The sequence below is a fragment of the Algoriphagus resistens genome, assembly GCF_001442615.1.
GTDB lineage: Bacteria > Bacteroidota > Bacteroidia > Cytophagales > Cyclobacteriaceae > Algoriphagus > Algoriphagus resistens.
Genome location: NZ_LMXN01000004.1, coordinates 30,393 through 53,325, shown reverse-complemented (window position 1 = coordinate 53,325; position 22,933 = coordinate 30,393). Strand labels below are relative to the sequence as shown.

Genomic DNA, 22,933 nt, shown 5'->3' with positions numbered 1-22,933 from the left:
AATCACAGAAATTGCCATGGTTAATCAAACGATACACACAATGAAGCAACCGGAACTAGGCAAAAAAATCTCTGAAATGAGAAAAGCAAAGGGACTGACCCAAGAGGAGTTGGTCGAACTATGTAATCTGAATGTGCGGACTATCCAGCGCATCGAAGCAGGGGAGGTGACTCCCAGGAGTTATACGGTCAAAGCGTTGTTTGAAGCATTGGGAGCAAAGGTGGAAAATATGGAAATGGGGGTGATCCCTGATAATCACTTTAAGTCTGTAGTTCCCTGGCTTTACACTGGCTTTTTTGCGGGATTGATTTATTTCCTGCTGAGCTATTTTGATATAAGTATGGAGATCGAGTGGATGGAGGGAAATTTAACCAATACGATGAATTTTGGGCTGGTGAAAGTAAGTGTTCTGATCACCTTTTCTCTATTCCTTTTTGGATTGATTAAAATGACTTCAGCATTTCCTAATAAGATCCTTAAGATCGCACTTTGGGTGATGCTGATTGCAAATGGAGTGTGGTATTCAATTGACCTGATTTCTCTAGCAACTTCCAGTTTCACGATTGAAGATTACTACATCATTAAGCTGGGTACTTTTGGTTTAGGCTATGGATTTATGGGGGCTGGATTTTTATGCTATAAAGGGCTATGGTCTAACGTACCTCAAATTCTTGGTGCCTTAGGCATAGTATCTGGAATATTGATTTTCTCAGTGGTTGGAGCTCTTTTTGGATTGATTCCTCTGACGATGTTTGAGATCGGTGAACTTGGATTTCTACTTTGGACTATAAATAAAATCGGGAGAAGTTCTTCTCCCGATTCTACTTTTAGCGCTCAAGTATCTGCTTGATTTTTCCCTTCACCAACTTAAAGGTTTCTGCGTTTTTTGGACTTGAAGTCTCGATCTCCAGGATTTTTGGATGCAGCGAGTCTCCGTAGAAGTCTTCTAGGGATGCTTCCAGTTCTTCTTGATCTATGACTTTTGAGTAGAAAAATCCGAATTCTGTCGCCAGATGATGGGCAGATAAATTCTGCATGGTCTCAAAATACTCTTCCAATTCCGGCTGATTTGATGGCCCATCTATCAGCCGAAAGATGCCTCCTGCATGATTATTAAGTAAGATTATCCGAAGGTTTGGCATTGCATAATTATGCCAAAAAGCATTCCGGTCGTAGAAGAAAGCCATATCTCCGGTGATTAAGGTCACGATTTCTTTGGTGGTAAATGTGCACCCGACCGCAGCGGAATTACTCCCATCGATTCCACTTGTACCGCGGTTACAGATCACTTCCTGACTCCTTTTTCCAAGCAAGTTGAGGTAACGAACGGCCATGCTGTTGGCTACGTGGATTTTTGAAACTGCCGGTGTTTTACTAAGGCAATAGGATAAGGCGCTATACTCACCGAATGCCACTTTTTCCAATACCCAGCCCAGATTCGCTGAAACAGATTTTTCGAAACTATGCCAGGCCTGATAATATTCAGCGCTTTGGGTTCCCAAATTCTGGGTAAGCCAGTTGAGAAAATGGATGGGATTAGCTGCAATCGTTCTGGTCAGCCTCTGAAATGTATCCTTTGCATTTCCATCTTCCTGAATATGCCAATGGGATGCCTGGGCCTTTCGAAGGAAAAGTTTGAGTGATTTTGAGATGATAGATTTGCCGAAACTGAGGATTAGATCCGGTTTAAGTTCATCCGAAATTGTTGGGCTTCCAAGCCAATGATCATGCAAGGTTATGGTCTGATCGGACTGCATGTTGCTGATTGTATCAGTAACGATCACAGCTTTTTGATTTTTTGCCAGCTTATCTAATAGGCTTTGAAGTTGAGTGTCAGGACGTTGCTGGCCTGGGATTATCAGTATTTTCTGAACAACCTCCAGCCTGTTTTTGAGCTTAATAAGAGATTCGTCGGTAGGCTGGGTTTTGCTTTTCAATAAACTGAAACCCCTTGGCTTTTCCGGAAATACCACCTCTCCTTTTTCGGGATAAAAGGGCTCCCGCAGAGGGATATTGATATGGACGGGGCCTGCAGGAAATTGATTTGCGAGATTGATCGCTTCATTTACTATGCGGGAAACGTGCCACGTTTGGTCGGAGAATGTAGTAGAGTCCGGTAATTGGAAGCTTGCTTTCACGTGCTTGCCATATACATCCGGCTGGAAAATTGTCTGTCCATCGTACTGGTCTATCCATTCTGCAGGTCTGTCTGCGGTCAAAAGCAATAAAGGAATTTGCTGGAAAAAGGCTTCTGCAACAGCTGGATAATAATTCAAAGCTGCTGATCCGCTGGTGCAGACAAGTGCTACCGGCTGATCCAGTTGCTGGGCCATTCCCAGTGCGATGAAAGCAGCTGACCGCTCGTCAGAGATAGTACGCGTGTGGATAGTAGGATGCCGGGCAAAAGCAAGCGTTAGCGGAGCACAGCGGGAACCGGGAGAAAGGATTGCGTTTTCAATGCCTTTCCCGGCACAGATAGCTACTAAATCAGTGATCTGGGAGAGAATCAAGCGCTTGGTTTTTGAATGAATTTACCTATGATCTGACATTTGAGTTCTGTTTCTTCCCACTCTTTCTCAGGATCGGAATCTTCTGTCACCCCTGCACCGGCATAAAGCGTTGCTTTGTTGTCGTGAAGACTTGCTGTCCTTAAATTGACATATATAGAAGTGCTTCCCTGAATATTCACCGGCCCGATAAATCCGGAAAAGAATGAGCGGTCAAATCCTTCAAATTCCTGAAGGAAATCATGGGCCTCGCGCCTTGGCATGCCACAGACTGCAGAAGTAGGATGGAGGAGATCCAGCATAATGGATCCAAGCTCTGGAAATCCTGTTTCCTGCATGTTGATTCTGAAGTCAGAGCGTAGGTGTAAAAGATTTCCGGCTACAACCGTTTTAGGTCCGTGCTCTTCGTATTCCCTTAATCGTATTTTTTTGAAGCAGGAAACGATGTATCTACTTACCAGTGCCTGCTCCTCAATTTCTTTTTGGGTCCAGGCCACAGATTTGAGAGGATTGTCACCCGTGGCTTTTTGCGTGCCGGCCAATGACATGGTCGTGAAGATCTCCCCCCTGGTTTCTATTAAGGTCTCAGGAGAAGCTCCGATCCACGTGCCCACATGCGGTAAATGAAAAAAGTTGATGAATGCATTCGGATAAGCTTCCATCATGCTCAAAAGGGTACAACCCAGATTGAAATCAGCAGGGATTAAAATAGTTTTGGTACGTGCTGGAACAACTTTCTCAAGTTGATTTTCCTGAATCGCCTTAATCCCTCCATTCACCAACTGGAAGAAATGATCTCTATCTTCGCTAAGTTTTGAGGTTTGTGTTTTGCTGATTAAGGTTTGGTTAATGAGCAGTTCCCGGATTTCTTCAGGCGAAAGCCTTTCCTGGTTGTACAATTGGACTTTAGCCCATTCAGGCAATTCATCTGTTGCCAGCGGTTTATCCAGTTCAAAGGAAAAATACTTATTGGCTTTGATGAAATAGGCTTTTTTATCTTCCTGATCGGCGAAAGGATGAACTATAAATCCTGGCTCAAGACTTTCTATGGACAGGGTGACTTTTACCGGTTCAGGTGTGTCATTTAAGGCAATTTCTACAGTATTGGATTTGGGTTTCCGCCAGATGGCAAAGGAACCACCGGAAGTCAGCCCCAGTTGAAGCAGGAGTTCCAGGATGGCGGTGTTGGTATTGGTAGTGACTACGTTTGTAAGCATTATTTTTTGTCTAAAATCGCCAGCGTGATTCGGCTGATGCAGCAGAGCGTACCTTGGCTATTTTTGATTTTAACTTCCCAGACTTGTGTGCTTTTCCCTATATGGATTGGTTTGGTAGTTCCGGTAACCAATCCAGATTTAACGCCTTTAAGGTGATTTGCGTTGATTTCGAGGCCAACACAAACCTGCTTTGACAGATCTATCGTCAGAGATGCTGCTACACTGCCAAGTGTCTCGGCGAGTACCACATTCGCTCCTCCGTGCAACAATCCCATGGGCTGTTTTGTTCGTTCATCGACCGGCATTGTTGCCGACAGCCTGTCATTTAAAATTTCAGTGAAAGTTATACCCAAATGGGAAATCATGGTATTTTGACTTTGCTTATTGAGCTGATCAAGGGAAGGCTTTTTAATGAATACCATGAAAATTAAAGTAAATGAGTTTTCTTTGGGGCGTAGACAAAATTAGAGAATATTGAATCGAAAAAAAATTTACTTAGTTAGGCACGGACAAACTGATTTCAATCTTAAAGGAGTAGTGCAGGGAAGCGGGATAGATGCACCGATCAATGAGAATGGCAAGAAGCAGGCAGCTGCATTTTTTGAGGCTTATAAGGATGTTCCTTTTGATCAAGCATACTATACAGGACTACAACGTACCAGACAATCAATCCAGTCATTTTTGGATTTGGGGATTCCTGCAATTTCTACCGTGGATCTCAATGAAATCTCTTGGGGAGATTATGAAGGACTGCCCATGTCACCCGAAGAAAGCCAGTATTATCGGCATATGCTTGATCAATGGCAGCAGGGGAATCTAGATTATTGTATTGCCGGGGGGGAAAGTCCCAATATTGTGGCCAAGAGGATGCAGCGGGGAATAGACACTATTATTGATGGACCAGGAGAAACTATTCTGGTATGTATGCACGGTCGTGCGATGCGTATCTTTTTGAGCTTGATTATGAAGCAGGATTTGTGTCACATGGACATGTTTGAACACAGCAACCTTTGCCTGTATTTACTTGAAGAGAAAGAAGATGGGTCTTTTGAATTGCTGATAAGGAATGATACTACTCATCTTAAGGAGCTGGTGTAGTATTTCGCTTGTCATTTTTCATCTTTTTCTGACCTTCCTCAAAAGCAGTGATGAAAGTGTCCAAAGACTTTTTGTTGGCTGTCATATCGATCAGGCGGAAAGCAATTTCCTGAAGCTTCATATCTTCACCATTGTCCAGTGAAACTAGAAACTGTCCTAGAAAGCAGGCATCAAATTCGCATTTTGGAATGTCAATGACCAATGCCAATTCCGAATTTCCTGAGTAGGTTCTGGTTTTGAAAGCCGAAGAAAATTGGGACTGAATTTCTTTTAGCGAGGTATTCAGCGATTTTAATTCCTTTGATTTAAATAATACCAAAAAAGTTTTGGATTCTGTTTCTTTGGCAAATATAGAAAGAGACAGAAATAGGGCAATAACTAGAGTTCCAATACTTTTCATAGCTCTCAATATAGAAAATTTAATGCGTTGAAAGCAAAAAAAATATCCAAAAAGAAACCCTGAACTTTAAATTCAGGGTTTCTTTTTGGATATAAGATCTAAACGGTTTTAATTAAACCTTAGCTTTAGTGGCTCTTTTCTTCTTTGGTGTTGGTTCTTCGATGATTTCATCTTCTACACCGGCAAGGATTCTGCCGCAATGTTCGCAAACAATTAGTTTTTTCTTTTCACGGATGTCAGCCTGTCTTTGTGGAGGCACAGTGTTGAAACAACCACCGCAAGCACCTCTCTTTACCAATACTACAGCGAGACCATTTTTGGCGTTAGCTCTGATTTTGTTGTATGCCTTCAGCAGCCTTTCGTCGACTTTTTTGGTAGCTTTTTCACGGTCAGTATTTAGTTTCGCTTCTTCAGATTCACTTTCAGATACAATCGAAGTTAATTCGTTGTTTTTCTGATCCAAATCTTTTTGGCGGTCCTTTTTCACTGCGCTTAATTCCTCCAAGTCCACCTTTTTGGTATCAATTCTATAGCCAGCTTCTGTAATCTTTTTCTTTGCAACCTGAATCTCTAGATCCTGAAGTTCAAGCTCTTTGGTGATCGCATCATATTCGCGGTTATTGCGAACGTTCATCTGCTGCTCCTGGTACTTTTTGATCAGTTTCTCGGAGTCCTTGATGCTTTCTTTAAGCGCCTTTATTTCATTTTCAAAAGAATCTATTTCACTTTGAAATTTCTCCAATCGAGTTTCATATCCAGCTATTTCATCTTCTAAGTCCTGAACCTCTTCTGGGAGAGCCCCGCGGACCTTAATGATGGCATCTAGTTTTGAATCTAAAAGTTGAAGGTTGTGAATAGCTTCGAGTTTCTGTGCTACTGTACTTTCCATGTACTATCGGTAGGATGAGGGATTTGTAACTACTTTTGTCAAATAGAGTGCAATATTAGGAAAATTTTGTGACAAAAACTCCCGCAGTAATTCTTTTGTGAAAATTTCACTCTCATAATGTCCGATGTCACAGAGAATTAATGCTCCGTCTGCATCAAAAAACTCGTGGTATTTTATGTCTGCTGTAACAAAGACATCTGCCCCAGCCCGCTTTGCATCTTCGAGAAGGAAAATTCCCGCTCCACCGCAAACAGCAACTTTCTTGATTTTTCGGGGAATCAGTGAGGTATGTTTTATCACCTCCAATTTCATGTTGGCTTTCAGGTAATCCAAAAATTCTTCTCCTTCCATTTCCCGGGATAGGTTTCCTATCATTCCGGCCCCTACCTCTTGGTTTCCATTTTCAAGGGATAGCACATAATATGCTACTTCCTCGTAGGAATGCGCTTCGTGCATTTTTTGTAAGACTTTCTGTAGAATATGACTGGAAACTAAGACTTCCACTCTGATTTCCTCTACTTCTTGGGCTTCGCCCCGTTCGCCCAAAGTCGGATTCGCTTTTGCCGAAGGCGTGAAAGTACCTGTGCCCTTCATCTGAAATGAACAACCTGAATATTCGCCGATTTTACCGGCTCCCGCTGAATAAACTGCCTGAAGGACTTTGTCTTTCTCAGGCTCAGGGACATAAAAAACAAGTTTGCTCAGTAATTGCTTTTTAGGCCTCAATATTTTTGTATTCAGAAGACCCAGTCGATCAGATATCCTCTTATTTACTCCTTGAGCAACATGATCCAGATTAGTGTGAATAGCATAAATTGCGATATCATTTTTGATTGCCTTAATGATAGTTCGCTCCACATAATTTCTCCCAGTGAGACTTTTTAGTCCTTTGAAAACTATTGGGTGATGGGCTACAATCATGTTGGCTCCCAGTTCTATAGCTTCATCTACGGTAGATTCTATGCAGTCCAAGGAGCATACAATGCCTGTCACTTCGGAATTCCTGTCTCCAGTGATCAAAGCAGCGTTATCGTATGACTCTTGATAGGCTGGAGGGGCTATCTGTTCCAGATAGGAAATCACATTGCCAATCTTGTATCCCATAATTTTTCTGTTTATTTGATCAAAATTAGTAATTCTCGAATGCGCTGGTACGCTTTTTTGCTTTATCCTTTTGCCATATTCTACGATTTGGTCACCAGACTTCGTAATTGGTTTTTTGAGCTGGGCTGGCTGAAAAGTGCCTCATCTCCGATTCCAAGTATAGTAGTGGGGAATCTGAGTGTAGGGGGCACCGGCAAAACCCCTATGGTGGAATTTTTGGTTCGAATGCTTAGTAAAGAAAGGAAGCTGGCAACCTTAAGCAGGGGCTATGGACGTAAAACCAGAGGCTTTCTGAAAGCTAATACACAAATTTCCCCAAAAGAGATCGGGGATGAACCATTCCAGATTTATCAGAAATTTGGCAGGCAAATAAATGTGTTTGTAGGGGAGGACCGTGTGGAATCCCTTGAGAAAATAGCCAAAAGCCCTGATTCTCCTGAAGTAGTAATTTTAGATGATGCCTTCCAGCATCGCTATGTGAATGGTGATCTGAAAATCCTTCTAACCACCTATCAGAACCCTTTTTTCTCGGATTTTCTATTACCGATGGGGAGACTGAGAGAACGTAGGTCCGGTGCAAAAAGGGCAGATGTGATCGTAATCACCAAGTGTCCGGAAGATATGGATAGCGCTGAGAAGAACAAATTTGAAAACCTTGCTTCTGGTTATGGCAGATCAAATGTTTCGGTGCTTTTTTCTTCAATTTCTTATGGAATACCGCTCTCTTTGCTTGGTTCGGAAACATTTTCACATAAAATTATATTGCTGACAGGTTTGGCAAACAATCAGCCGCTGGTGGATTATGTAATGAAAAAATATGAGCTTCTAGAAGTTCTTAGCTATCCAGATCACCATGATTATACTGCTGCTGATTTTGAAAAAATCAGGGCCGGGTTTAAGCAACATGCCACGCAAAATCCCGTTGTGCTAACAACCGAAAAAGATGTAGTGAAAGTTAAATCCAACGCACCCAAGGGATTTCTGGAAGAAATTCCGATTTTTGTCCTGCCTATTGAAGTGAAATTTCCATCTGCTGATGAACGAACTTTGGCACAACTAATCCAACAAAAGGTCTTCAAAAAGGACAATATCTAAGTGAAAAAACGGTTACTCTGTTTCATATTATTGCTCAGCATCACGGGTGTTCACTTTGCTTTTGCGCAGCGTACTGTTCCGCCACCACGCCAAAATACCAATCAACAAGGAGAATTAAGTGACCCAGATGAGGATGAGGAGACGGTCGGTAGAAGATCCCTGCTTGACGATAGCACCAGGATGGTTTACGGGCCAAAAACCAGTCTTTACTTTTTTGAAAAGGATATTAAAAGAAATAACCTGATTCTTTATCCGCAGGATACTGCATTGAATAATTTCCACAATTATGATCCTGTAGCCAAAAGCAATTGGAAGTACCAGGATTTAGGGAATATAGGCAGTGCTGCCAAATCGGTTTTCTACGAGGTTCCGGATGTGATCGGAACCCGGTCAGGCTTTTCCGCTTACGATTTATATTACCACGCTCCTGAAAACAACAAATATTTCGATACGAAGTCTCCATTTACAGAGATGTCTGCTTTTTTTGGCGGAGGTCAGCGGAATATGTTGGACATTGGTTTTGCCAGAAATATCAACCCAAGGTGGAATGTGGGATTTGGCTTTCATACTATCCGGGCTCGCAAGACGCTGAATCCTAATGCCCGCGATGATAATATGACCGTTCACAATTCCTATTCTCTCCATACCAACTACCGATCAGAAAATGGGAAGTATTGGTTTTTGGGAAATTTCTCCCGAATGCTGCATAAAGTGAATGAAATTGGCGGAATTATTCCGCCAGAGGTGGATAGTACCTCAGTTTATTTCACCTATGAAGATGCCAAAGTATGGCTGAGCAATACCCAGGCGAGTGATTTGCGCCAGGAATATCGTTTTTACCACGAATACAGCATTCGTGATGAGTTACAGGTCTACCATGTTTTTGATCAGAAGAATAATCACTTCACTTTATCTGCAGGGTTGAATAGCAGTGATTCCCTTTATTTTCCGAAGACCCGTCTTAACGGGCAGTTGGATACGATGAGGAATTACAATGACTTCAAAGTATGGGGGAATGAAGTCGGATTCAAAGGGAGCTTTAAAGGGTTTTATTACAATGCCCACGCAAAGTTTCGGGCAGGAAGAATGAAAAGCACGTTTTATCCAGGGGCAGGAAAGAATAATTTTAACGAGGTTTATCTGGGTGGAGAGTTGATTGGGAAGATTTCTGAGAAATGGTCCATCAGTGCTGATGGGGAATACCTGATTCCCGGAGCTTTCAGGCTTCACGGCTTGTTTATTTCACCTTGGCTGGAAGTGGATTATACCAAGGCAGTTTACAAACCTACCTCCATGCAGCAGATGTACTATGGCAATTTCTACAGATGGGACAATGAGTTTGATAATATCGGTGTAGATCAGGTACGGGGTGTTTTCAAGTTTGACTTTGCTACTATAAAGCTTAGGCCTTCACTGACGATCAACCGCATTAATAATTATGTGTTTTTTAATGAGGAGCAACTGGTCGAACAAGCCAGTGGAGAGGCTTTTATGCTGATTCCTGGAGTGAAGGCTAATGTGCGCATAGGGCAAAAATTCCAATGGGATACAGAGGTGATCTTCACTCAGATCACTGGAGAATCAAGTGATAATTTCAGGATTCCGAAATTCTACGGGAACACCAAATTTTACTTTGATAGTCCGATGTTTAATGAAAATGTCTATGTCCAAATGGGTATAGATATCCGCTATCATTCAGATTATTATGCAGAAGCATATTTTCCGGGGACACAGCAATTTTATCTTCAGAATGATTTCAATGTGTATGCCTATCCGGTGGCGGATATCTTCTTGGATTTCCGTATCAACCGAACACGGGTTTTGCTGAAATACAATCACCTCAATAGTGGCTTGATGAAGGAAGAGGGATATTTCGTCACTCCGGATTACACAGGGTATAAATCATTTATTGATCTTGGGATCACCTGGTTTTTATTTGATTAATTATGAGTTGGGAAGAAAGTACCAGACAGAAAATGCTGCACCTGAAGCTTCCGACAGATCCCCGGTGGGCGGGTATCGCAGAGATGCAGCTGGAAGATGTGCTTACTGATCACGCCTACTGTGAGCAAAAAGCTGCATCTTCTTGTATCAGCCTGATTTTACGCTTCAACGATTTGGAGGAATTAGTTGATACGCTGACACCTATTGTAGCGGAAGAATGGGGGCATTTTGAGCGTGTACTTGAACAGATCCGCAGGAGAAAGCTGAAATTCGGTTTTCCCAGAAAGGACGAATATGTTATTCAACTAGCCAATTTTGTAAAAAAAGGAGGCAGCAGAATGCAGCAACTCACGGAGCAATTGCTGATGAATGCATTGATAGAAGCAAGAAGTTGTGAGCGGTTTAAATTACTTTCTGCTCATTTGGAAGATCAGGAATTGCAGAAATTCTATTATGAACTGATGATATCCGAAGCGGGGCACTATGTTACATTTATCGAGCTGGCCAGAAAGTATGAAGATCCGAAGCGCGTGAATAAGCGATGGCAGGAATGGTTAAGTTTTGAAGCTGAAGTGATGAACAGTCTTGAGATTAGGGGCGACAGAATTCACTGAGTTTATCTTAAATTTTCTAGTCGAATAGTCATTTCCCCGGTAATTATTTATAATTGAGATAGCTTGGCGCAATTGCGCAATAAATCCGTTCCATTATGAACACACTATGAATTTGATCGAAAATGTACGTGAAGCGATACGCTCAATAAAAGTAAATCTTTTAAGAACGATTCTTACAGGAGCTATCATTGCTATCGGTATCTCATCTCTGGTCGGGATGTTGACCGCTATAGATGGGATAAAAACCCAGATCGCAGACAGTTTTTCTGGTCTTGGGGCAAACTCATTTGATATCAGGAACAAAGGATTTAGTGGAGGAAGAGCGATTCAGGACGGTAAAACAGAGAAAACATATCCAAAGCTTACCTTTAGAGAGGTGATGGATTTCAAAGAAAAGTATAGTAGTGTGGGAATTTCCACGGTATTTGTATCGGTCACAGGAGCTGCAGAGATTAAGCGAGGATCTAAAACCACCAATCCGAATGTGCGTATTCGCGGCGGTGATGAAAACTATTTGAGTATTAAAGCCATGAAGCTGGGGTCAGGCAGAAATTTCACATCAATGGAAGTTCAGAACGGCTACAATGTTTGTATAATTGGGGAAGAATTGGCTACTACACTTTTTGAAGGAAATGAAGATCCGTTAAACCAAAAAATCACAGTATTAGGACGCCCATATACGATAGTAGGAGTTTTGGAAAAGCAGGGAGGTGTGGGACAAGATTCTGGAGCTGATAGACAGATTTTGCTTCCTATACAAAACGCCAGCCGTTTGGATCAAATGGGCAATTTTAATTACAATGTAACAGGAGTTGCATCTGGCCCTGAGCGGATAGATTATGAAATGGGACAAGCAATCGGCATGATGAGAGAAATCCGACAAGATCGGGTTGCACAAGAGAATTCATTTGACTTGACCAAAAGTGAGTCTGTGGCAGAAAGCCTGGAAGAAGTCGCCGGATATCTGAGAATGGGTGGTTTTGGTATTGGTTTTATTACCTTGTTAGGCGCTTCAATAGGTTTGATGAATATCATGCTTGTATCGGTGACTGAGCGTACCAGAGAGATTGGTATCAGAAAGGCATTAGGCGCTACACCGCTTAGAATCAGGCAGCAATTCCTTCTTGAGGCAATTATGATCTGTATCTTGGGAGGGGCTATGGGCGTAATTTTAGGGATTTCCATAGGCAATATTATCGCTTTGGTGATTGGAGTAGGAGGTTTCCTTATTCCTTGGCTCTGGATGATAGTGGCCTTCGGGATTTGTATTGTAGTAGGATTGATGTCGGGTTATTTTCCAGCATTCAAAGCTTCCAAATTGGATCCTATTGAATCGTTGCGATACGAGTAACATCCGGAATAGCCAGCGTGAAGACCACTGATTAAACAGTTGGGGGGCTTTTCTCTTTCCCATCGATCCTTATTATTCCTTACTTCTAATCTGGCTTTCTGTTTTTTCTTTCTAAAAGCTGAACTTGCTTTTCCAACAACTCAGTTATTTTACTGAGCAATTCAATATTTTTTGGAGTCGTGACAGTTTGATTTTTTGGGTCTTCAGCTTTCTTTCGTATGGAGTTCATCAGCTTTACGACAAGGAAAACGGTGAATCCAATGATCAGAAAATCCACACTTGCCTCAAGCAATTTTCCATAGCCAATAGCTATTTCCTCAGGATGGGTAACACCTTCAACTGTCACCGACTCGCGCAAAACGATTTTTTTATTTTCCCAATTGATTCCATTTGTAAGGAATGAAAGTGGGGGTAGGAAAATTTCCTTTACCAATACATCAACTACTTTGTTAAATGCTGCCCCTATTATTACACCGATCGCGATATCGATCATGTTTCCCTTTACTGCGAACTCCTTGAATTCCTGAATCAATTTGATTTTCATACCTGTTTATACTATAAGCCAGAACTTAACCTTTGATCAATTGAGCTGCCAAAATCAGTTTGATTCCGCGAAAGCGACTTGCTGATTTCGGCATTTTTTATGAGTTAAAATAGGATGGATACTTGAATGCCAGAGCAAAAGCCAATTTGCAAAGTGGCTTTGAGACATCCAAAAAAACACATTATATAACTTTAAACTGTAGAAATCATGACAAAAGACCATGGCCCACAGATCAAAAATGATGAAAAATACGAGGCACTACGCAAAGATGGAATGAGTAAAACCAAGGCTGCCCGTATTGCAAATACTCCCGATTCGGGCAAAAAAGGCGGCAAAGCGGAAGACTACGAAGACAGATCAAAACAGGAATTATATGACAAAGCCAAAGAAGTAGGAATCGGGGGACGTAGCAAAATGACGAAGAAAGAGCTGATCTCTGCTTTGAGAAATTCCTGAGTTAAATCTTACCTGACTAAACCACTTACACCATGAAACGACCAACTGAATTTGAAGACCAGAAGCAGTCCCTGCCCGGTAGGCAAAGTAAAATGAAACCAGTTCCGGAAGTGATCCGAAAGGGATATAAGGGCAGCGGAAAACTGAAAAATAAAGTAGCACTTATTACGGGAGGAGATAGCGGTATCGGTAGAAGTGTCGCAGTCCATTTTGCCCGTGAGGGAGCGGATGTGGCTATAATTTACCTCAGTGAAGATAAGGATGCAGAGGACACAAAAAAGATGGTAGTACAGGAAGGGAGAAAATGCTTGCTTATCGAAGGTGACCTCAAGTCGGAGAGCTTTTGCAAAAAGGCACTAAACCAGTGTGTGAAGGAATTGGGCGGGATAAATATTTTGGTAAACAATGCAGCTGTTCAGTTTCCCAAAAATGAGCTGGCATCCATCACTACAAAGCAGCTTCACGAGACTTTCGAGACAAATATTTTCGCATATTTCCATATGGCAAAATTGGCTGTTCCACATTTCAAAGAAGGAGATACTATAATCAATACCAGTTCGGTGACCACCTATCGGGGCAGTGAGCATTTGGTGGATTATGCCAGTACCAAAGGAGCAATTGTAGGTTTTACCCGCTCCTTAGCGTTGATGTTAGCCAAGGATAAAATACGCGTAAATGGAGTGGCGCCCGGGCCTATATGGACTCCCTTGATTCCTGCCACGTTTGATGATGTTACCAAGTTTGGCCAAGACACTGCTTTGCAGAGAGCGGGTCAACCCAGTGAGGTAGCTCCTGCCTATGTTTTCTTGGCGGGTGAAGACAGTTCTTATATCACTGGTCAGTTTATCCATGTAAATGGTGGAGAAATAATCGGAGGATAGTGGAAAAATCCCTGGGGTGATCCTTCGTGTGTTCCAGGCTTTGATAAGGACAGTATGAGGTCAATAATCCACATACTGATGATTTGACGGGAACTGGGTAAGTTGGCAATTATCAGATTTTAATCCTGCTCTACGGTAAAAACTGTTAATTGAAGGAATCAGGGGCACCTATAGTTTAGGCGTAATACTGGAATAGTAGTTGATCTTAAAAATGGCACAATACCCCACAATTGTTTCATTTTGACCAACCAACTATGAAAAAGATTCCAACCTTCATTATCCTGGTTAGTATTTCGTTGGGAATAGGACTTTCCCTTGAAACGCTAGCAGAAAGCAATCCGCCACGTTATCTCCAAGACACTGTGCCTACGCGAGATACAATCCCCCCTCCTTCTGCCGAGTCCTCAGAGGGAGTTGTTACAGGTACAATTAAAGATTCAGATGGAAGCCCTTTACCTGGAGCAACAGTACAGATTAAAGGAACAGATACAGGAGCTATCTCTGACGATTCGGGAAACTATAGCATACCAATACCAGCAGACCAGGACGGAGTCGTGCTGGTATTTTCATTTTTGGGCTTTCAGTCCAAAGAAGTAGAGCTTGGAAACCAGACTACTCTAGATGTGATACTGTCCAGCGATGATCAAGAATTGGATGAGGTGGTAGTGATTGGGTATGGCTCTGCCCGCAGAGCAGATCTTACCGGTTCTGTGGCCCAGGTAAATTCAGGTGAATTGAATGCTTTTCCCACCTCCAATGTGCTCCAATCGCTAAATGGGCGTGCCCCCGGTGTTCAGGTAATCCAGAATAATGGTTCTCCGGGAGGTGGTGTCTCGGTCAGAATCCGGGGAGCAAATTCTATTCAGGGAGATAATGATCCACTTTATGTGATTGATGGTTTCCCTTTCTCCGGAAATCCTACCAACCTGAATAACTCAGATATAGCAAGTATTGAAATTCTTAAAGATGCGTCGGCTACAGCAATTTACGGCTCCAGAGGTGCAAATGGTGTAGTATTAATCACAACCAAAAGTGGTAGCGGGGCTGGAACAGTAGTGGAGTTTGATGCTGCGTATAGTGTGCAGACATTGAGAGAAAAACTGGACCTGATGAATGGAAGCCAATATGCTCAGCTGATGAATATTCAAGCTGAAAATGATGGGCTGGAACCTTATTTTACAGATGCTGAAGTCAGTGGTTTTGGAGAAGGGACGGATTGGCAGGATGAAGTTTTCCAACAAGCTCCGATCAAAAATACATCACTTAGTATCTCTGGGGGAGGTGAGAATACCCAATTTTTGGTTGGGGGAAGTATCTTTCAGCAAGATGGTATTATCAAGGGCTCTGATTATGACAGATACTCGATCAGATCCAATGTTAACCACAAAATCAGTGACAAATTCAGTGTCGATTTTAACAGTACACTAAGCAAATTAGTCACAGCAAGAAGGGATAGCGAAGGTGGCTCAAGAGGTGCGAGCATGATCGGTGCTGCATTAGTAGCTTCCCCGCTTTCAGCCCCCTATACTTCTGATGGTACTATAAATAATCTAACAGATGATTTTCCTTTCATCTCACCGGATTTGGTTAACCCACTTTATTTTATCAATGAACAATCATCAGTGGTCACGGCAAATGTGGTTTTGGCCAATGCTGCTATTAGCTACAATCCAATACCAGAGCTCACGATCAAAGTATCTGGTGGTATTGAAAACCGTGATGACAGAACAGATAACTACAGGAGCAGAAACTTCATCAATAGTAATGGGAACGCAAGTATTACCACCAGTCAGTATGTTAGTCGGCTGAATGAGAATACAATTACCTATGCAAAGGTCTTCAATGAAAAGCATGATTTAAATGTATTGGCAGGGCTGACATACCAGGATTTTACCACTAAGTTTCTGGCGGGAAGTGGTGCAGGATTCCTGAGTGATCTTTACCAGACAGACAATCTTGGTGCTGCGGAGACACCAGGCATCCCTACCTCTGGCTATTCAAATTCAGTTTTGTTTTCATATTTGGGAAGAGTGAATTATGGTTTTGCCAATAAATACCTCCTGACAGCATCTTTCCGGGCTGATGGATCTTCTAGATATAGTGAAGGAAATAAGTGGGGTTATTTTCCATCTGGAGCCATCGCCTGGAAAGTATCTGAAGAGGAATTTATGAAAAGCCAGGAAGTTGTTTCCACGTTGAAAATCCGCTCAAGTTGGGGGCTTACGGGATCACAGGCGATTGATCCATATGCTACGTTAAACAGGCTATTTCCGGGATATACTGTCTTCGGAGATGAGTTATATAATTTTCTTGCACCAGGCTCCACACTTCCAGGGGATTTGAAGTGGGAGACTACCGAGCAATTTGATCTCGGTTTGGATTTGGGACTTTGGCAGGACCGTGTTGTGTTAGGAGCGGATTATTATATTAAAACCACCGATGATTTACTAAGTACAGTCCGTCTACCTAGTTCTTTTGGCTACACGACGACAATAGATAATGTGGGTTCCATAGAAAATAAAGGGGTAGAGTTAAGTCTATTTGCCCAAGTTCTAAACTCAGATTTCCGGTGGAGCGTGGATGGGAATATCTCTTTCAACCGAAATAGGGTATTGAGCCTGAATGAAGGACAACCTATCCTTACCAATTTCATCAATGTGATCACAGTTGCTGATAATTTTTCAATAATGGAAGAAGGAAGACCTTTGGGACAGTTTTGGGGATATCAGGAAGATGGTTATACCGAAACCGGGGCTATTAAATACAAAGATCTGAACAACGATGGGGAAATCTCAGAGGATGACAAAACTTACATCGGTAATCCTAATCCGGACTTTATCTATGGCTTCAATTCCAACATGAGTTTCAAAGGATTCCAACTGGATCTTTTCTTTCAGGGAAGCAAAGGGAACGATATCATGAATGTAAGCGCGATCTCAAGCACAATGGATTATGGACAGGGGTTGAATATGCCAGAAGACGTGCTACTTGATCACTGGACTCCACAAAATACAGATGCAAAATACCCAAGGATCAGTAGAAGTGCTACTGCCCGTGTGTCTGATAGATTTGTTGAAGATGGCTCTTACTTAAGACTAAAAAACGTGCTATTGGCCTATAATTTCCCTCTAAAAAACTCCCAGGGTAAATTTCTTCAAAGTCTCAGAGTCTATGCCAGTGGTCAGAATCTGCTGACTTTCACCAATTACTCCTGGTGGGATCCTGAAGTAAACAGCAAAGGGGCGGATAATAGGATGGGAATTGACCACTTCAGCTATCCGATTCCGAAGTCTTATACCATAGGTCTAAACGCGACTTTTTAACCCTCAAAGAACTAAGCCATGAAAACGTTAAAAAACTATAGATTACTAAATTCAAAACTTCTGATAGCCGGTGTTTTAGCTGTTGGGGGTTTAGTGAGTTCTTGTAGCGATCTGTTGGAAGAAGAGCCTAAAACAATTGTTACAGAGAATTTCTACCAAAGCAAATCCGATTTTGATGCAGCTACAAACGCCATTTATTTCCCATTGCGGATGGTGAGATCAGAACAGGTAGCAGTTCTAAGTGCACACACAGACTGGGGATATGGAAGGGGAAGCCGCGCTCAGTATAATGACTTTGATGGGTTCAATCCCACGAATATAAATACTGCTGCCGAAAGGTGGAATAGCTTCTACCAAGGTATCCGAAATGCCAATATTGTCATTCAAAAGGCACCACTTAGTGAAATACTGACAGAAGAGGAAATAAACAGTTATGCTGCGGAGGCTAAATTTCTTAGAGCGCTCACTTACTTTGATCTGGTGAGAAACTGGGGTGGGGTGCCTCTTCGTACTGAGCTAAATATAGAGGAAAAGGATGTGCCTAAAAGTAGTCCAGTTGAAGTCTATGGTTTAATCTTAGCTGATCTGGCAGATGCAGAAATGTATCTTCCTTCTTCTGCTGCAGAATCTGGTAGACCTACTCAATGGTCAGCGAAAACCCTGTTGGCGGATGTTTATCTTCAGCTAGAAGACTATGAAATGGCAAAAATGAAAGCTCAGGAAGTCATGGATGGTGGGGAATTTCAATTGGTGGAAATTTCTTCCGCGGATGACATACGGGAAAAGATTTTCGGAGCTGCTTTGATCTCTTCCAGCGAGGAAATATTTTCATTCAAATTTGCCAGACAGACAGGTCAAGGGAATGGTCTTCCGTGGATTCTAAACCATCCGAGCACCGGGCTTTACAATTTTGGGGGAGCTTATGCCCACTACGGAGATGCTACTAATCCTTTTCACAAAGAATGGGAGGATGGCGATTTAAGAAAAGGACTTTGGCAAATTGTCGATTTTGGTTTGGGAGATTCAACTATTGTTAATGGAAAATATGCTGAATCCCAAGCAGTAGATAATACTGGTGCAGGAAATGACCTTCCTGTTTACCGATATCCAGAACTGTTGCTCATCTATGCAGAAGCCTCCGCCCGTGTAGATGGGCTGACTGTAGATAATCTGGAAGCGGTCAACCAGGTTCATCGCCGAGCATTTGGGCTGGACCCGATGATGGAATCAGAAATGGACTTTGAAATGGGAGAGCTGACTATAGATGATTTTCTAGATTTGATTCTACAGGAAAAAGCCTACGAAACCCAATTTGAAGGCAAGCGTTGGCTGGATTTGAAAAGAACGGGAAGAGCAGAAGAATTTGTAATGCGAAATAAAGGAATTACGATTTCTGAAAAACATTATTTATGGCCTATACCATTGGAAGAGCTCAATTTCAATGAAGCGATGAGTCCAAGTGACCAGAACCCAGGCTATTGAGTGTCAGTTTTCAGGAAAAAAGGGCATAGCGCTATGCCCTTTTTTGGTAAACACGAATTTTTTTTCCATTGGTTGAAGTAAATCAAGATCATTTCTAAGCTCTTCATCTTCACTATAAAAATCCGTATCGGTGGCATAATATTCAGCATAAAATTCTTTCTTCTCTTCATCAAAAAGCCAAGGATCAAGCTCAAATTCCCCATTGGGCAATTGGGTTAGGCAAATCTTTTGCTGTCCACAAACGGGGTCGATTTGCAAAGATTCTTTGTGATTTTCGAAATCATTTTGACATAAAGCAAGCGAGAGATCATCACAGAATCTAAGAAATTGATAGCACTGTGCTACTTTTTTTTTGAAATCCATGATTTTGTATGATTTTATTGCAAGAGGTATTCAGTTGCTCCAAAAACTTCTGGACTTTCAGCTCCTTGGAATCACCATATAGTTTCTGGAAATGAGCCGAAACCATTAACACCATAAAACTCGATTTGTATTTGACACTTTCAAGTACCGAATTGGCTTGGTCTAAGTTTACTTTTTGCCTTTCGCGATAATCAAGCGGGGCTCCCGATTCAGTGAGATTATCCCGGGCATTCCATTTTGGCTGGTTGTTGTCATGCTCTCCGATGCTCTCAATTCCTGCAGCCCAATATTTTGGGAGTGGCCACAGGCTGCGGTCTAAGGCAAGTCCTATATTCATAGCCAGTAGCGCATGTGCTTTATGAAAGTATATTTTCCAGCCTTTGTCAATTGGACTAACTATCATTTTGGAGCCATTTAGAGGTTTTCGTCATTCTGAAAATGAGCTAAATCTATTTTTCCGTTTTCTACAGTTCGATTCCAGACCAGGTTGGTAGCCAGTGGAAAAAGGTGGGCACTTGACTCGAAAAAATGCATCATGTACCCGGCTGTATTGATGAATATCACTAAGTCTCCGATTTTGGGAAGCTTTGGCAATGCGATTTTTCGTTTCAAAATGATATCCCGTTCCAGACAGTATGCCCCGGTAAAGAATACAGCTACAGGTTCTCCTTCAAAATCCTGTTCCTGGTATAGAACAACCGGATCCACCAGAAAATCGGCGCTTCCACTCAGCAGCTGCGTCATATTCATTTCCAACCCTACCAGCCAGTTATCTCTGGAGTCCAGCTTGCGGAAGGCTACTTTGGCTATCGTTAGCCCTACTTGGTCCAGTAGGGATCTGCCGGGCTCTATACGGATTTCTATGCCAAGTTTTTTGGAAATATCCCCTAGCGTTTCTCCAGTGTGAGTTTGATGGCTGAGGATTTTGCGTACGAAATTCCCTTTGGTAACAGGGCTCCAGAATGGATATGTTTTCAATTCTCCCTGTAGGACTCCGTTCACTACTTCCAGCCCCAGACCTTGGTTTTCGAATGTTATCTCTGTGGTTTTTTCGCCGATTGCTTTGCGGAGCTGCAGGTTGAAATGGTCCCATTCAGCTTTATTTTTCAAATAATTCATCAGGATTCCGCCTCCGATGTCTATGAAATCTGTTCTTAAACCCTTTTTGGAGAGAAGCTGTGCAAATGCCAGGCACTGCGTTAAAGCAAATTTCCGCTCTTCAATGGAATATCCGTTCAAGTGGAAGTGGAGTCCGTGATATTCCAATAGCTTATAGTTATCTGATTCTATTAAATTGGCAGTGATGAATTCAGTAATAGCCAACAAATCAAATCCGAATCTGCTATACAGTCTTTTTTCATTCAGAAAGAACCCGCTTATCCGAAAGCCGACTATTGCCTTCTTATGTTGCTCTTGCGCAACTGCCTGCACCAATTCGCACTCATCTTTATTGTCCAAAATGAGTAAGCTGCCATGGTGCACTGCCTTTTCTACGAGCCTCCTGTTTTTTACGGCGGCTGTTACGATCAACGCTGAAGCGGGAATCCCCATATCCAGGCACTGGGTGTATTCTTGCAGGCTGGCTGTATCTATCCCCATTCCTAAGGCGTAAGCCTTTTGGGTCACGACTTTGGTCTTGTTGGCTTTTCTGGCAAAGAAAATCTTGTGTTTGAGCTCAAGTTCTGCAAAAACGTTATAGTAAGAATTGTAGTTTTCCTCCATCGAGTCGGTATGGTGAATGTTCACTGGAGAGCCATACTTGTGTACCAGTGCATTCAAAATGCTCTTATCCCCCATGAGTTGATGCATCCATAGCGATGTAATTGGGGTCAGTGTAGGTAGGTTGGTCATCATCAATAGGTAGGGTTGAATCGGGGTTCTGACTGTAAGGATATCATAGGCTGCATCAGCTCTTTCGCCCAGTTACTGACGAAATCATTCCTTTTTCTGGACAGGGTATCATTATCGTAGGTGAGTCCTTCAGTAGGCGTGCCTGCAAAGGTGATTGCTTCATTTGCCATCCCGGTTTCGTCTACTGGATGTCCTTTTTCATTGATTGCAGGGCACCCAGGTCTAAAATCCAAATGCCCTTCCTGTTTGTTTACATAGGGAAATATGAGCTGTTCTGCCAGCATGTTTTTATATAATTCCCCCGCACAAGGATGCAGTTGAACCTTAGGTATTCTGGCATCCACCATATACTCAACTGACATAGTTTTCTGTCCATTTATTTTCAGAGAGAAGGTGTCAGCTGTGGAAATCTGAGGGTTTTTAGAGAAGGAGAAATCAATTATTCCAGCTTCTGCCAGAGCGAGTATTTTTTTCATGGTTAGAATCGGTGGACCATAGGAGGTTCTATTCAAATGACCTGCATATTTTTCGAGAAAGACCTGTTGGGATTGGGGCGTTAGTCCCCCGAATTTGTAGAGTTCATTAAAAAAAACACTGAGATGTCTCCATAGATCTGCTACTGCAGCAAAAGCACTTTGATTCACACCGATCTCCGCTTCGTGAATACCTTTCTGAATAAATCCAAGTGTGTCAGAATGTAGGTTTGTCTGTGAAAATGGTTTTTCCAGAAAACTGTGGAAATCAAATCGTTCAGTTTTTGGGAAAAGTTTATGGAAGCGTTTAATCTGTGATTCTACTAGCATGAAATCTTTGTATAGGAAAAGCTTCTGACCATTTTCACTGAACTTTTTGCTGTAATATACTGTCGTAAATTCCTTTTCGATTAGCGGCAAAAGCTGTTTCTCAAAATCGTATTTGCCATCTAAGGGAGCTATAGACTCTAAGGATTCTTCCCGAAAATAAAATGGCTTGTAAGGGAGGATGTCTCCGGTATTTCCGCGGGGGATCATAGACAAACCCGATTTTGAAAATGGATAGATTCTGCCAGGTTCAAAACCCGATTTGGTATAGGATATACTTCCGTTTTCATCTACATCGAATTTGCCTTTTCTACCTTCTGTCAACGCCAAAACGGCATCAATGAAAGTCAGTCCCATTCCTTTGATGGCTACTTTTACGCCCGGTGGAATATTTTTAAGTCTCCGATTTACAGGATATATGAAATCCACATGATTGCGGCGGAAAAGTGATTCCGGATCATTGACACAAGGATGGCCAGTGGCGATCAGAATAGTTCGGAAGCCCTGGATTTCACTTTTTAATGCTGCGGCAGAATTTCGGAATAGAAGATTATATGTGTCCCCATGTTTCTGAATAGCAGTCACCTCACCTACATGCGTTAGGATAGATACTTCACTGGGGCATCTTCTGAGAAGATCTTCAAATCCTTCAGAAAGATACCTGCCCACTGTGGCGCGGGAAGAATAAGTACTGGTATTTGCTTCCGGGAATTCTTCGGAATGGGTTTTTAACCAGTCTACAAAAGATTGGGGTTGTGAAACTATGGGTTTTGGCTCTTCTTCAGGCCACATATTTATGAATCCATTCGCATAGTTCATTAATAGGTAAGAAGGCTGGTCTGGATTATAAATATCTCCCGCGCCAAAAGAATCTGATTTATTAAACAAATGGATCTCGACCGGATAAGCATCTTTAAGCATAGCTAAATTTGCAAGCAATCGTTCCAATCCATATAACCCTTTAGGGCCAAGGCCAATGAATGCGATTTTATCTAATACAGTCTTTTCGGTCAT

At 42.2% G+C, this 22,933-nt stretch carries 19 protein-coding genes and 1 pseudogene; 10 read left to right on the top strand and 10 right to left on the bottom strand.

The window, feature by feature from the left end; genetic code table 11:
- The first annotated feature begins 76 nt into the window (after positions 1 to 76).
- Entirely contained in the window at positions 77 to 850 is a 774-nt protein-coding gene (locus tag AS141_RS08820) for a helix-turn-helix domain-containing protein (protein ID WP_157243415.1), read from the top strand.
- On the opposite strand, the gene menD is transcribed toward AS141_RS08820, so the two are convergent.
- The 3 genes from menD to AS141_RS08805 are packed head-to-tail and all read right to left on the bottom strand — an operon-like array spanning position 828 to position 4,146.
- A complete protein-coding gene (menD, locus tag AS141_RS08815; protein ID WP_057937291.1) occupies positions 828 to 2,510 on the bottom strand; it encodes a 2-succinyl-5-enolpyruvyl-6-hydroxy-3-cyclohexene-1-carboxylic-acid synthase in 1,683 nt (560 codons plus the stop codon). The two genes, AS141_RS08820 and menD, sit on opposite strands and share 23 nt — an antisense overlap.
- Complete coding sequence (locus AS141_RS08810) at positions 2,507 to 3,724, bottom strand: chorismate-binding protein (RefSeq protein ID WP_057937290.1); 1,218 nt, start codon at positions 3,722 to 3,724, stop codon at positions 2,507 to 2,509. Before AS141_RS08810 ends, menD begins: the two co-directional genes overlap by 4 nt.
- Entirely contained in the window at positions 3,724 to 4,146 is a 423-nt protein-coding gene (locus tag AS141_RS08805; protein WP_057937289.1) for a hotdog fold thioesterase, read from the bottom strand. The genes AS141_RS08810 and AS141_RS08805 overlap by 1 nt, the downstream gene beginning before the upstream one ends.
- 52 nt (positions 4,147 to 4,198) lie before the next feature.
- Here AS141_RS08805 and AS141_RS08800 point away from each other — a divergent pair, with 52 nt between their 5' ends.
- Positions 4,199 to 4,822: a histidine phosphatase family protein gene (locus AS141_RS08800; RefSeq protein WP_057937288.1), complete on the top strand. Its 624-nt coding sequence runs from the start codon at positions 4,199 to 4,201 to the stop codon at positions 4,820 to 4,822.
- On the opposite strand, the gene AS141_RS08795 is transcribed toward AS141_RS08800, so the two are convergent.
- The 3 genes from AS141_RS08795 to AS141_RS08785 form a co-directional block, all read right to left on the bottom strand.
- Positions 4,806 to 5,222: a hypothetical protein gene (locus AS141_RS08795; RefSeq protein ID WP_057937287.1), complete on the bottom strand. Its 417-nt coding sequence runs from the start codon at positions 5,220 to 5,222 to the stop codon at positions 4,806 to 4,808. The two genes, AS141_RS08800 and AS141_RS08795, sit on opposite strands and share 17 nt — an antisense overlap.
- Before the next feature lie 112 nt (positions 5,223 to 5,334).
- Positions 5,335 to 6,111, bottom strand: a complete 777-nt coding sequence (locus AS141_RS08790; protein WP_057937286.1) for a zinc ribbon domain-containing protein — start codon at positions 6,109 to 6,111, stop codon at positions 5,335 to 5,337.
- A gap of 3 nt (positions 6,112 to 6,114) precedes the next feature.
- On the bottom strand, positions 6,115 to 7,215 hold the full coding sequence (locus tag AS141_RS08785) for a Nif3-like dinuclear metal center hexameric protein (protein WP_057937285.1): 1,101 nt from the start codon (positions 7,213 to 7,215) through the stop codon (positions 6,115 to 6,117).
- A 39-nt stretch (positions 7,216 to 7,254) separates the two neighbouring features.
- Here AS141_RS08785 and lpxK point away from each other — a divergent pair, with 39 nt between their 5' ends.
- The 4 genes from lpxK (at position 7,255) to AS141_RS08765 (ending at position 12,219) form a co-directional block, all read left to right on the top strand.
- The gene (gene lpxK, locus AS141_RS08780) at positions 7,255 to 8,310 is read left to right on the top strand and encodes a tetraacyldisaccharide 4'-kinase (protein ID WP_057937284.1); all 1,056 of its coding nucleotides are present in this window, start codon (positions 7,255 to 7,257) and stop codon (positions 8,308 to 8,310) included.
- Positions 8,311 to 10,254, top strand: coding sequence for a putative porin (locus AS141_RS08775; protein ID WP_057937283.1), 1,944 nt, complete (start codon positions 8,311 to 8,313; stop codon positions 10,252 to 10,254).
- Between the two features lie 2 nt (positions 10,255 to 10,256).
- Complete coding sequence (miaE, locus tag AS141_RS08770) at positions 10,257 to 10,868, top strand: tRNA-(ms[2]io[6]A)-hydroxylase (RefSeq protein WP_198293517.1); 612 nt, start codon at positions 10,257 to 10,259, stop codon at positions 10,866 to 10,868.
- A gap of 106 nt (positions 10,869 to 10,974) precedes the next feature.
- Entirely contained in the window at positions 10,975 to 12,219 is a 1,245-nt protein-coding gene (locus AS141_RS08765) for an ABC transporter permease (protein WP_057937282.1), read from the top strand.
- 85 nt (positions 12,220 to 12,304) lie between these two features.
- On the opposite strand, the gene mscL is transcribed toward AS141_RS08765, so the two are convergent.
- Positions 12,305 to 12,763, bottom strand: coding sequence for a large conductance mechanosensitive channel protein MscL (gene mscL / locus AS141_RS08760; protein ID WP_057937281.1), 459 nt, complete (start codon positions 12,761 to 12,763; stop codon positions 12,305 to 12,307).
- A gap of 207 nt (positions 12,764 to 12,970) precedes the next feature.
- On the opposite strand from mscL, the gene AS141_RS08755 reads away from it, so the two are divergent.
- The 4 genes from AS141_RS08755 to AS141_RS08740 all read left to right on the top strand — a co-directional run bounded on the left by AS141_RS08755 (position 12,971) and on the right by AS141_RS08740 (position 18,905).
- Entirely contained in the window at positions 12,971 to 13,219 is a 249-nt protein-coding gene (locus AS141_RS08755; protein ID WP_057937280.1) for a DUF7218 family protein, read from the top strand.
- 32 nt (positions 13,220 to 13,251) lie between these two features.
- Positions 13,252 to 14,100, top strand: coding sequence for an SDR family oxidoreductase (locus AS141_RS08750; RefSeq protein WP_057937279.1), 849 nt, complete (start codon positions 13,252 to 13,254; stop codon positions 14,098 to 14,100).
- 254 nt (positions 14,101 to 14,354) lie between these two features.
- Positions 14,355 to 17,423, top strand: a complete 3,069-nt coding sequence (locus tag AS141_RS08745) for a SusC/RagA family TonB-linked outer membrane protein (RefSeq protein ID WP_082632235.1) — start codon at positions 14,355 to 14,357, stop codon at positions 17,421 to 17,423.
- A gap of 18 nt (positions 17,424 to 17,441) precedes the next feature.
- Positions 17,442 to 18,905 carry a RagB/SusD family nutrient uptake outer membrane protein gene (locus AS141_RS08740; RefSeq protein WP_057937278.1) on the top strand — a complete coding sequence of 488 codons (1,464 nt, stop codon included), beginning with the start codon at positions 17,442 to 17,444 and terminating at the stop codon, positions 18,903 to 18,905.
- A 3-nt stretch (positions 18,906 to 18,908) separates the two neighbouring features.
- Here the strand turns inward: AS141_RS08740 and AS141_RS27035 are convergent.
- From AS141_RS27035 to AS141_RS08720, 3 genes and pseudogenes are all read right to left on the bottom strand, one after another.
- Positions 18,909 to 19,671, bottom strand: a pseudogene (locus tag AS141_RS27035) (DUF3891 family protein).
- 11 nt (positions 19,672 to 19,682) lie between these two features.
- Positions 19,683 to 21,122, bottom strand: coding sequence for a type III PLP-dependent enzyme domain-containing protein (locus AS141_RS08725; protein ID WP_057937275.1), 1,440 nt, complete (start codon positions 21,120 to 21,122; stop codon positions 19,683 to 19,685).
- Positions 21,122 to 22,933 (bottom strand): FAD/NAD(P)-binding protein, encoded by a 1,812-nt coding sequence (locus tag AS141_RS08720; protein ID WP_057937274.1) that lies wholly within the window; start codon positions 22,931 to 22,933, stop codon positions 21,122 to 21,124. The genes AS141_RS08725 and AS141_RS08720 overlap by 1 nt, the downstream gene beginning before the upstream one ends.

Bases quoted from the DNA above. Each gene is read 5' to 3' on its own strand.
- AS141_RS08785 (WP_057937285.1), bottom strand. From the start codon at position 7,215: ATGGGATACAAGATTGGCAATGTGATTTCCTATCTGGAACAGATAGCC.
- AS141_RS08810 (WP_057937290.1), bottom strand. From the start codon at position 3,724: ATGCTTACAAACGTAGTCACTACCAATACCAACACCGCCATCCTGGAA.
- AS141_RS08720 (WP_057937274.1), bottom strand. From the start codon at position 22,933: ATGACCGAAAAGACTGTATTAGATAAAATCGCATTCATTGGCCTTGGC.
- AS141_RS08745 (WP_082632235.1), top strand. From the start codon at position 14,355: ATGAAAAAGATTCCAACCTTCATTATCCTGGTTAGTATTTCGTTGGGA.
- AS141_RS08725 (WP_057937275.1), bottom strand. From the start codon at position 21,122: ATGATGACCAACCTACCTACACTGACCCCAATTACATCGCTATGGATG.
- AS141_RS08740 (WP_057937278.1), top strand. From the start codon at position 17,442: ATGAAAACGTTAAAAAACTATAGATTACTAAATTCAAAACTTCTGATA.
- mscL (WP_057937281.1), bottom strand. From the start codon at position 12,763: ATGAAAATCAAATTGATTCAGGAATTCAAGGAGTTCGCAGTAAAGGGA.
- lpxK (WP_057937284.1), top strand. From the start codon at position 7,255: ATGCGCTGGTACGCTTTTTTGCTTTATCCTTTTGCCATATTCTACGAT.
- AS141_RS08805 (WP_057937289.1), bottom strand. From the start codon at position 4,146: ATGGTATTCATTAAAAAGCCTTCCCTTGATCAGCTCAATAAGCAAAGT.
- AS141_RS08765 (WP_057937282.1), top strand. From the start codon at position 10,975: ATGAATTTGATCGAAAATGTACGTGAAGCGATACGCTCAATAAAAGTA.
- AS141_RS08790 (WP_057937286.1), bottom strand. From the start codon at position 6,111: ATGGAAAGTACAGTAGCACAGAAACTCGAAGCTATTCACAACCTTCAA.
- AS141_RS08820 (WP_157243415.1), top strand. From the start codon at position 77: ATGAGAAAAGCAAAGGGACTGACCCAAGAGGAGTTGGTCGAACTATGT.
- AS141_RS08750 (WP_057937279.1), top strand. From the start codon at position 13,252: ATGAAACGACCAACTGAATTTGAAGACCAGAAGCAGTCCCTGCCCGGT.
- AS141_RS08795 (WP_057937287.1), bottom strand. From the start codon at position 5,222: ATGAAAAGTATTGGAACTCTAGTTATTGCCCTATTTCTGTCTCTTTCT.
- AS141_RS08755 (WP_057937280.1), top strand. From the start codon at position 12,971: ATGACAAAAGACCATGGCCCACAGATCAAAAATGATGAAAAATACGAG.
- miaE (WP_198293517.1), top strand. From the start codon at position 10,257: ATGAGTTGGGAAGAAAGTACCAGACAGAAAATGCTGCACCTGAAGCTT.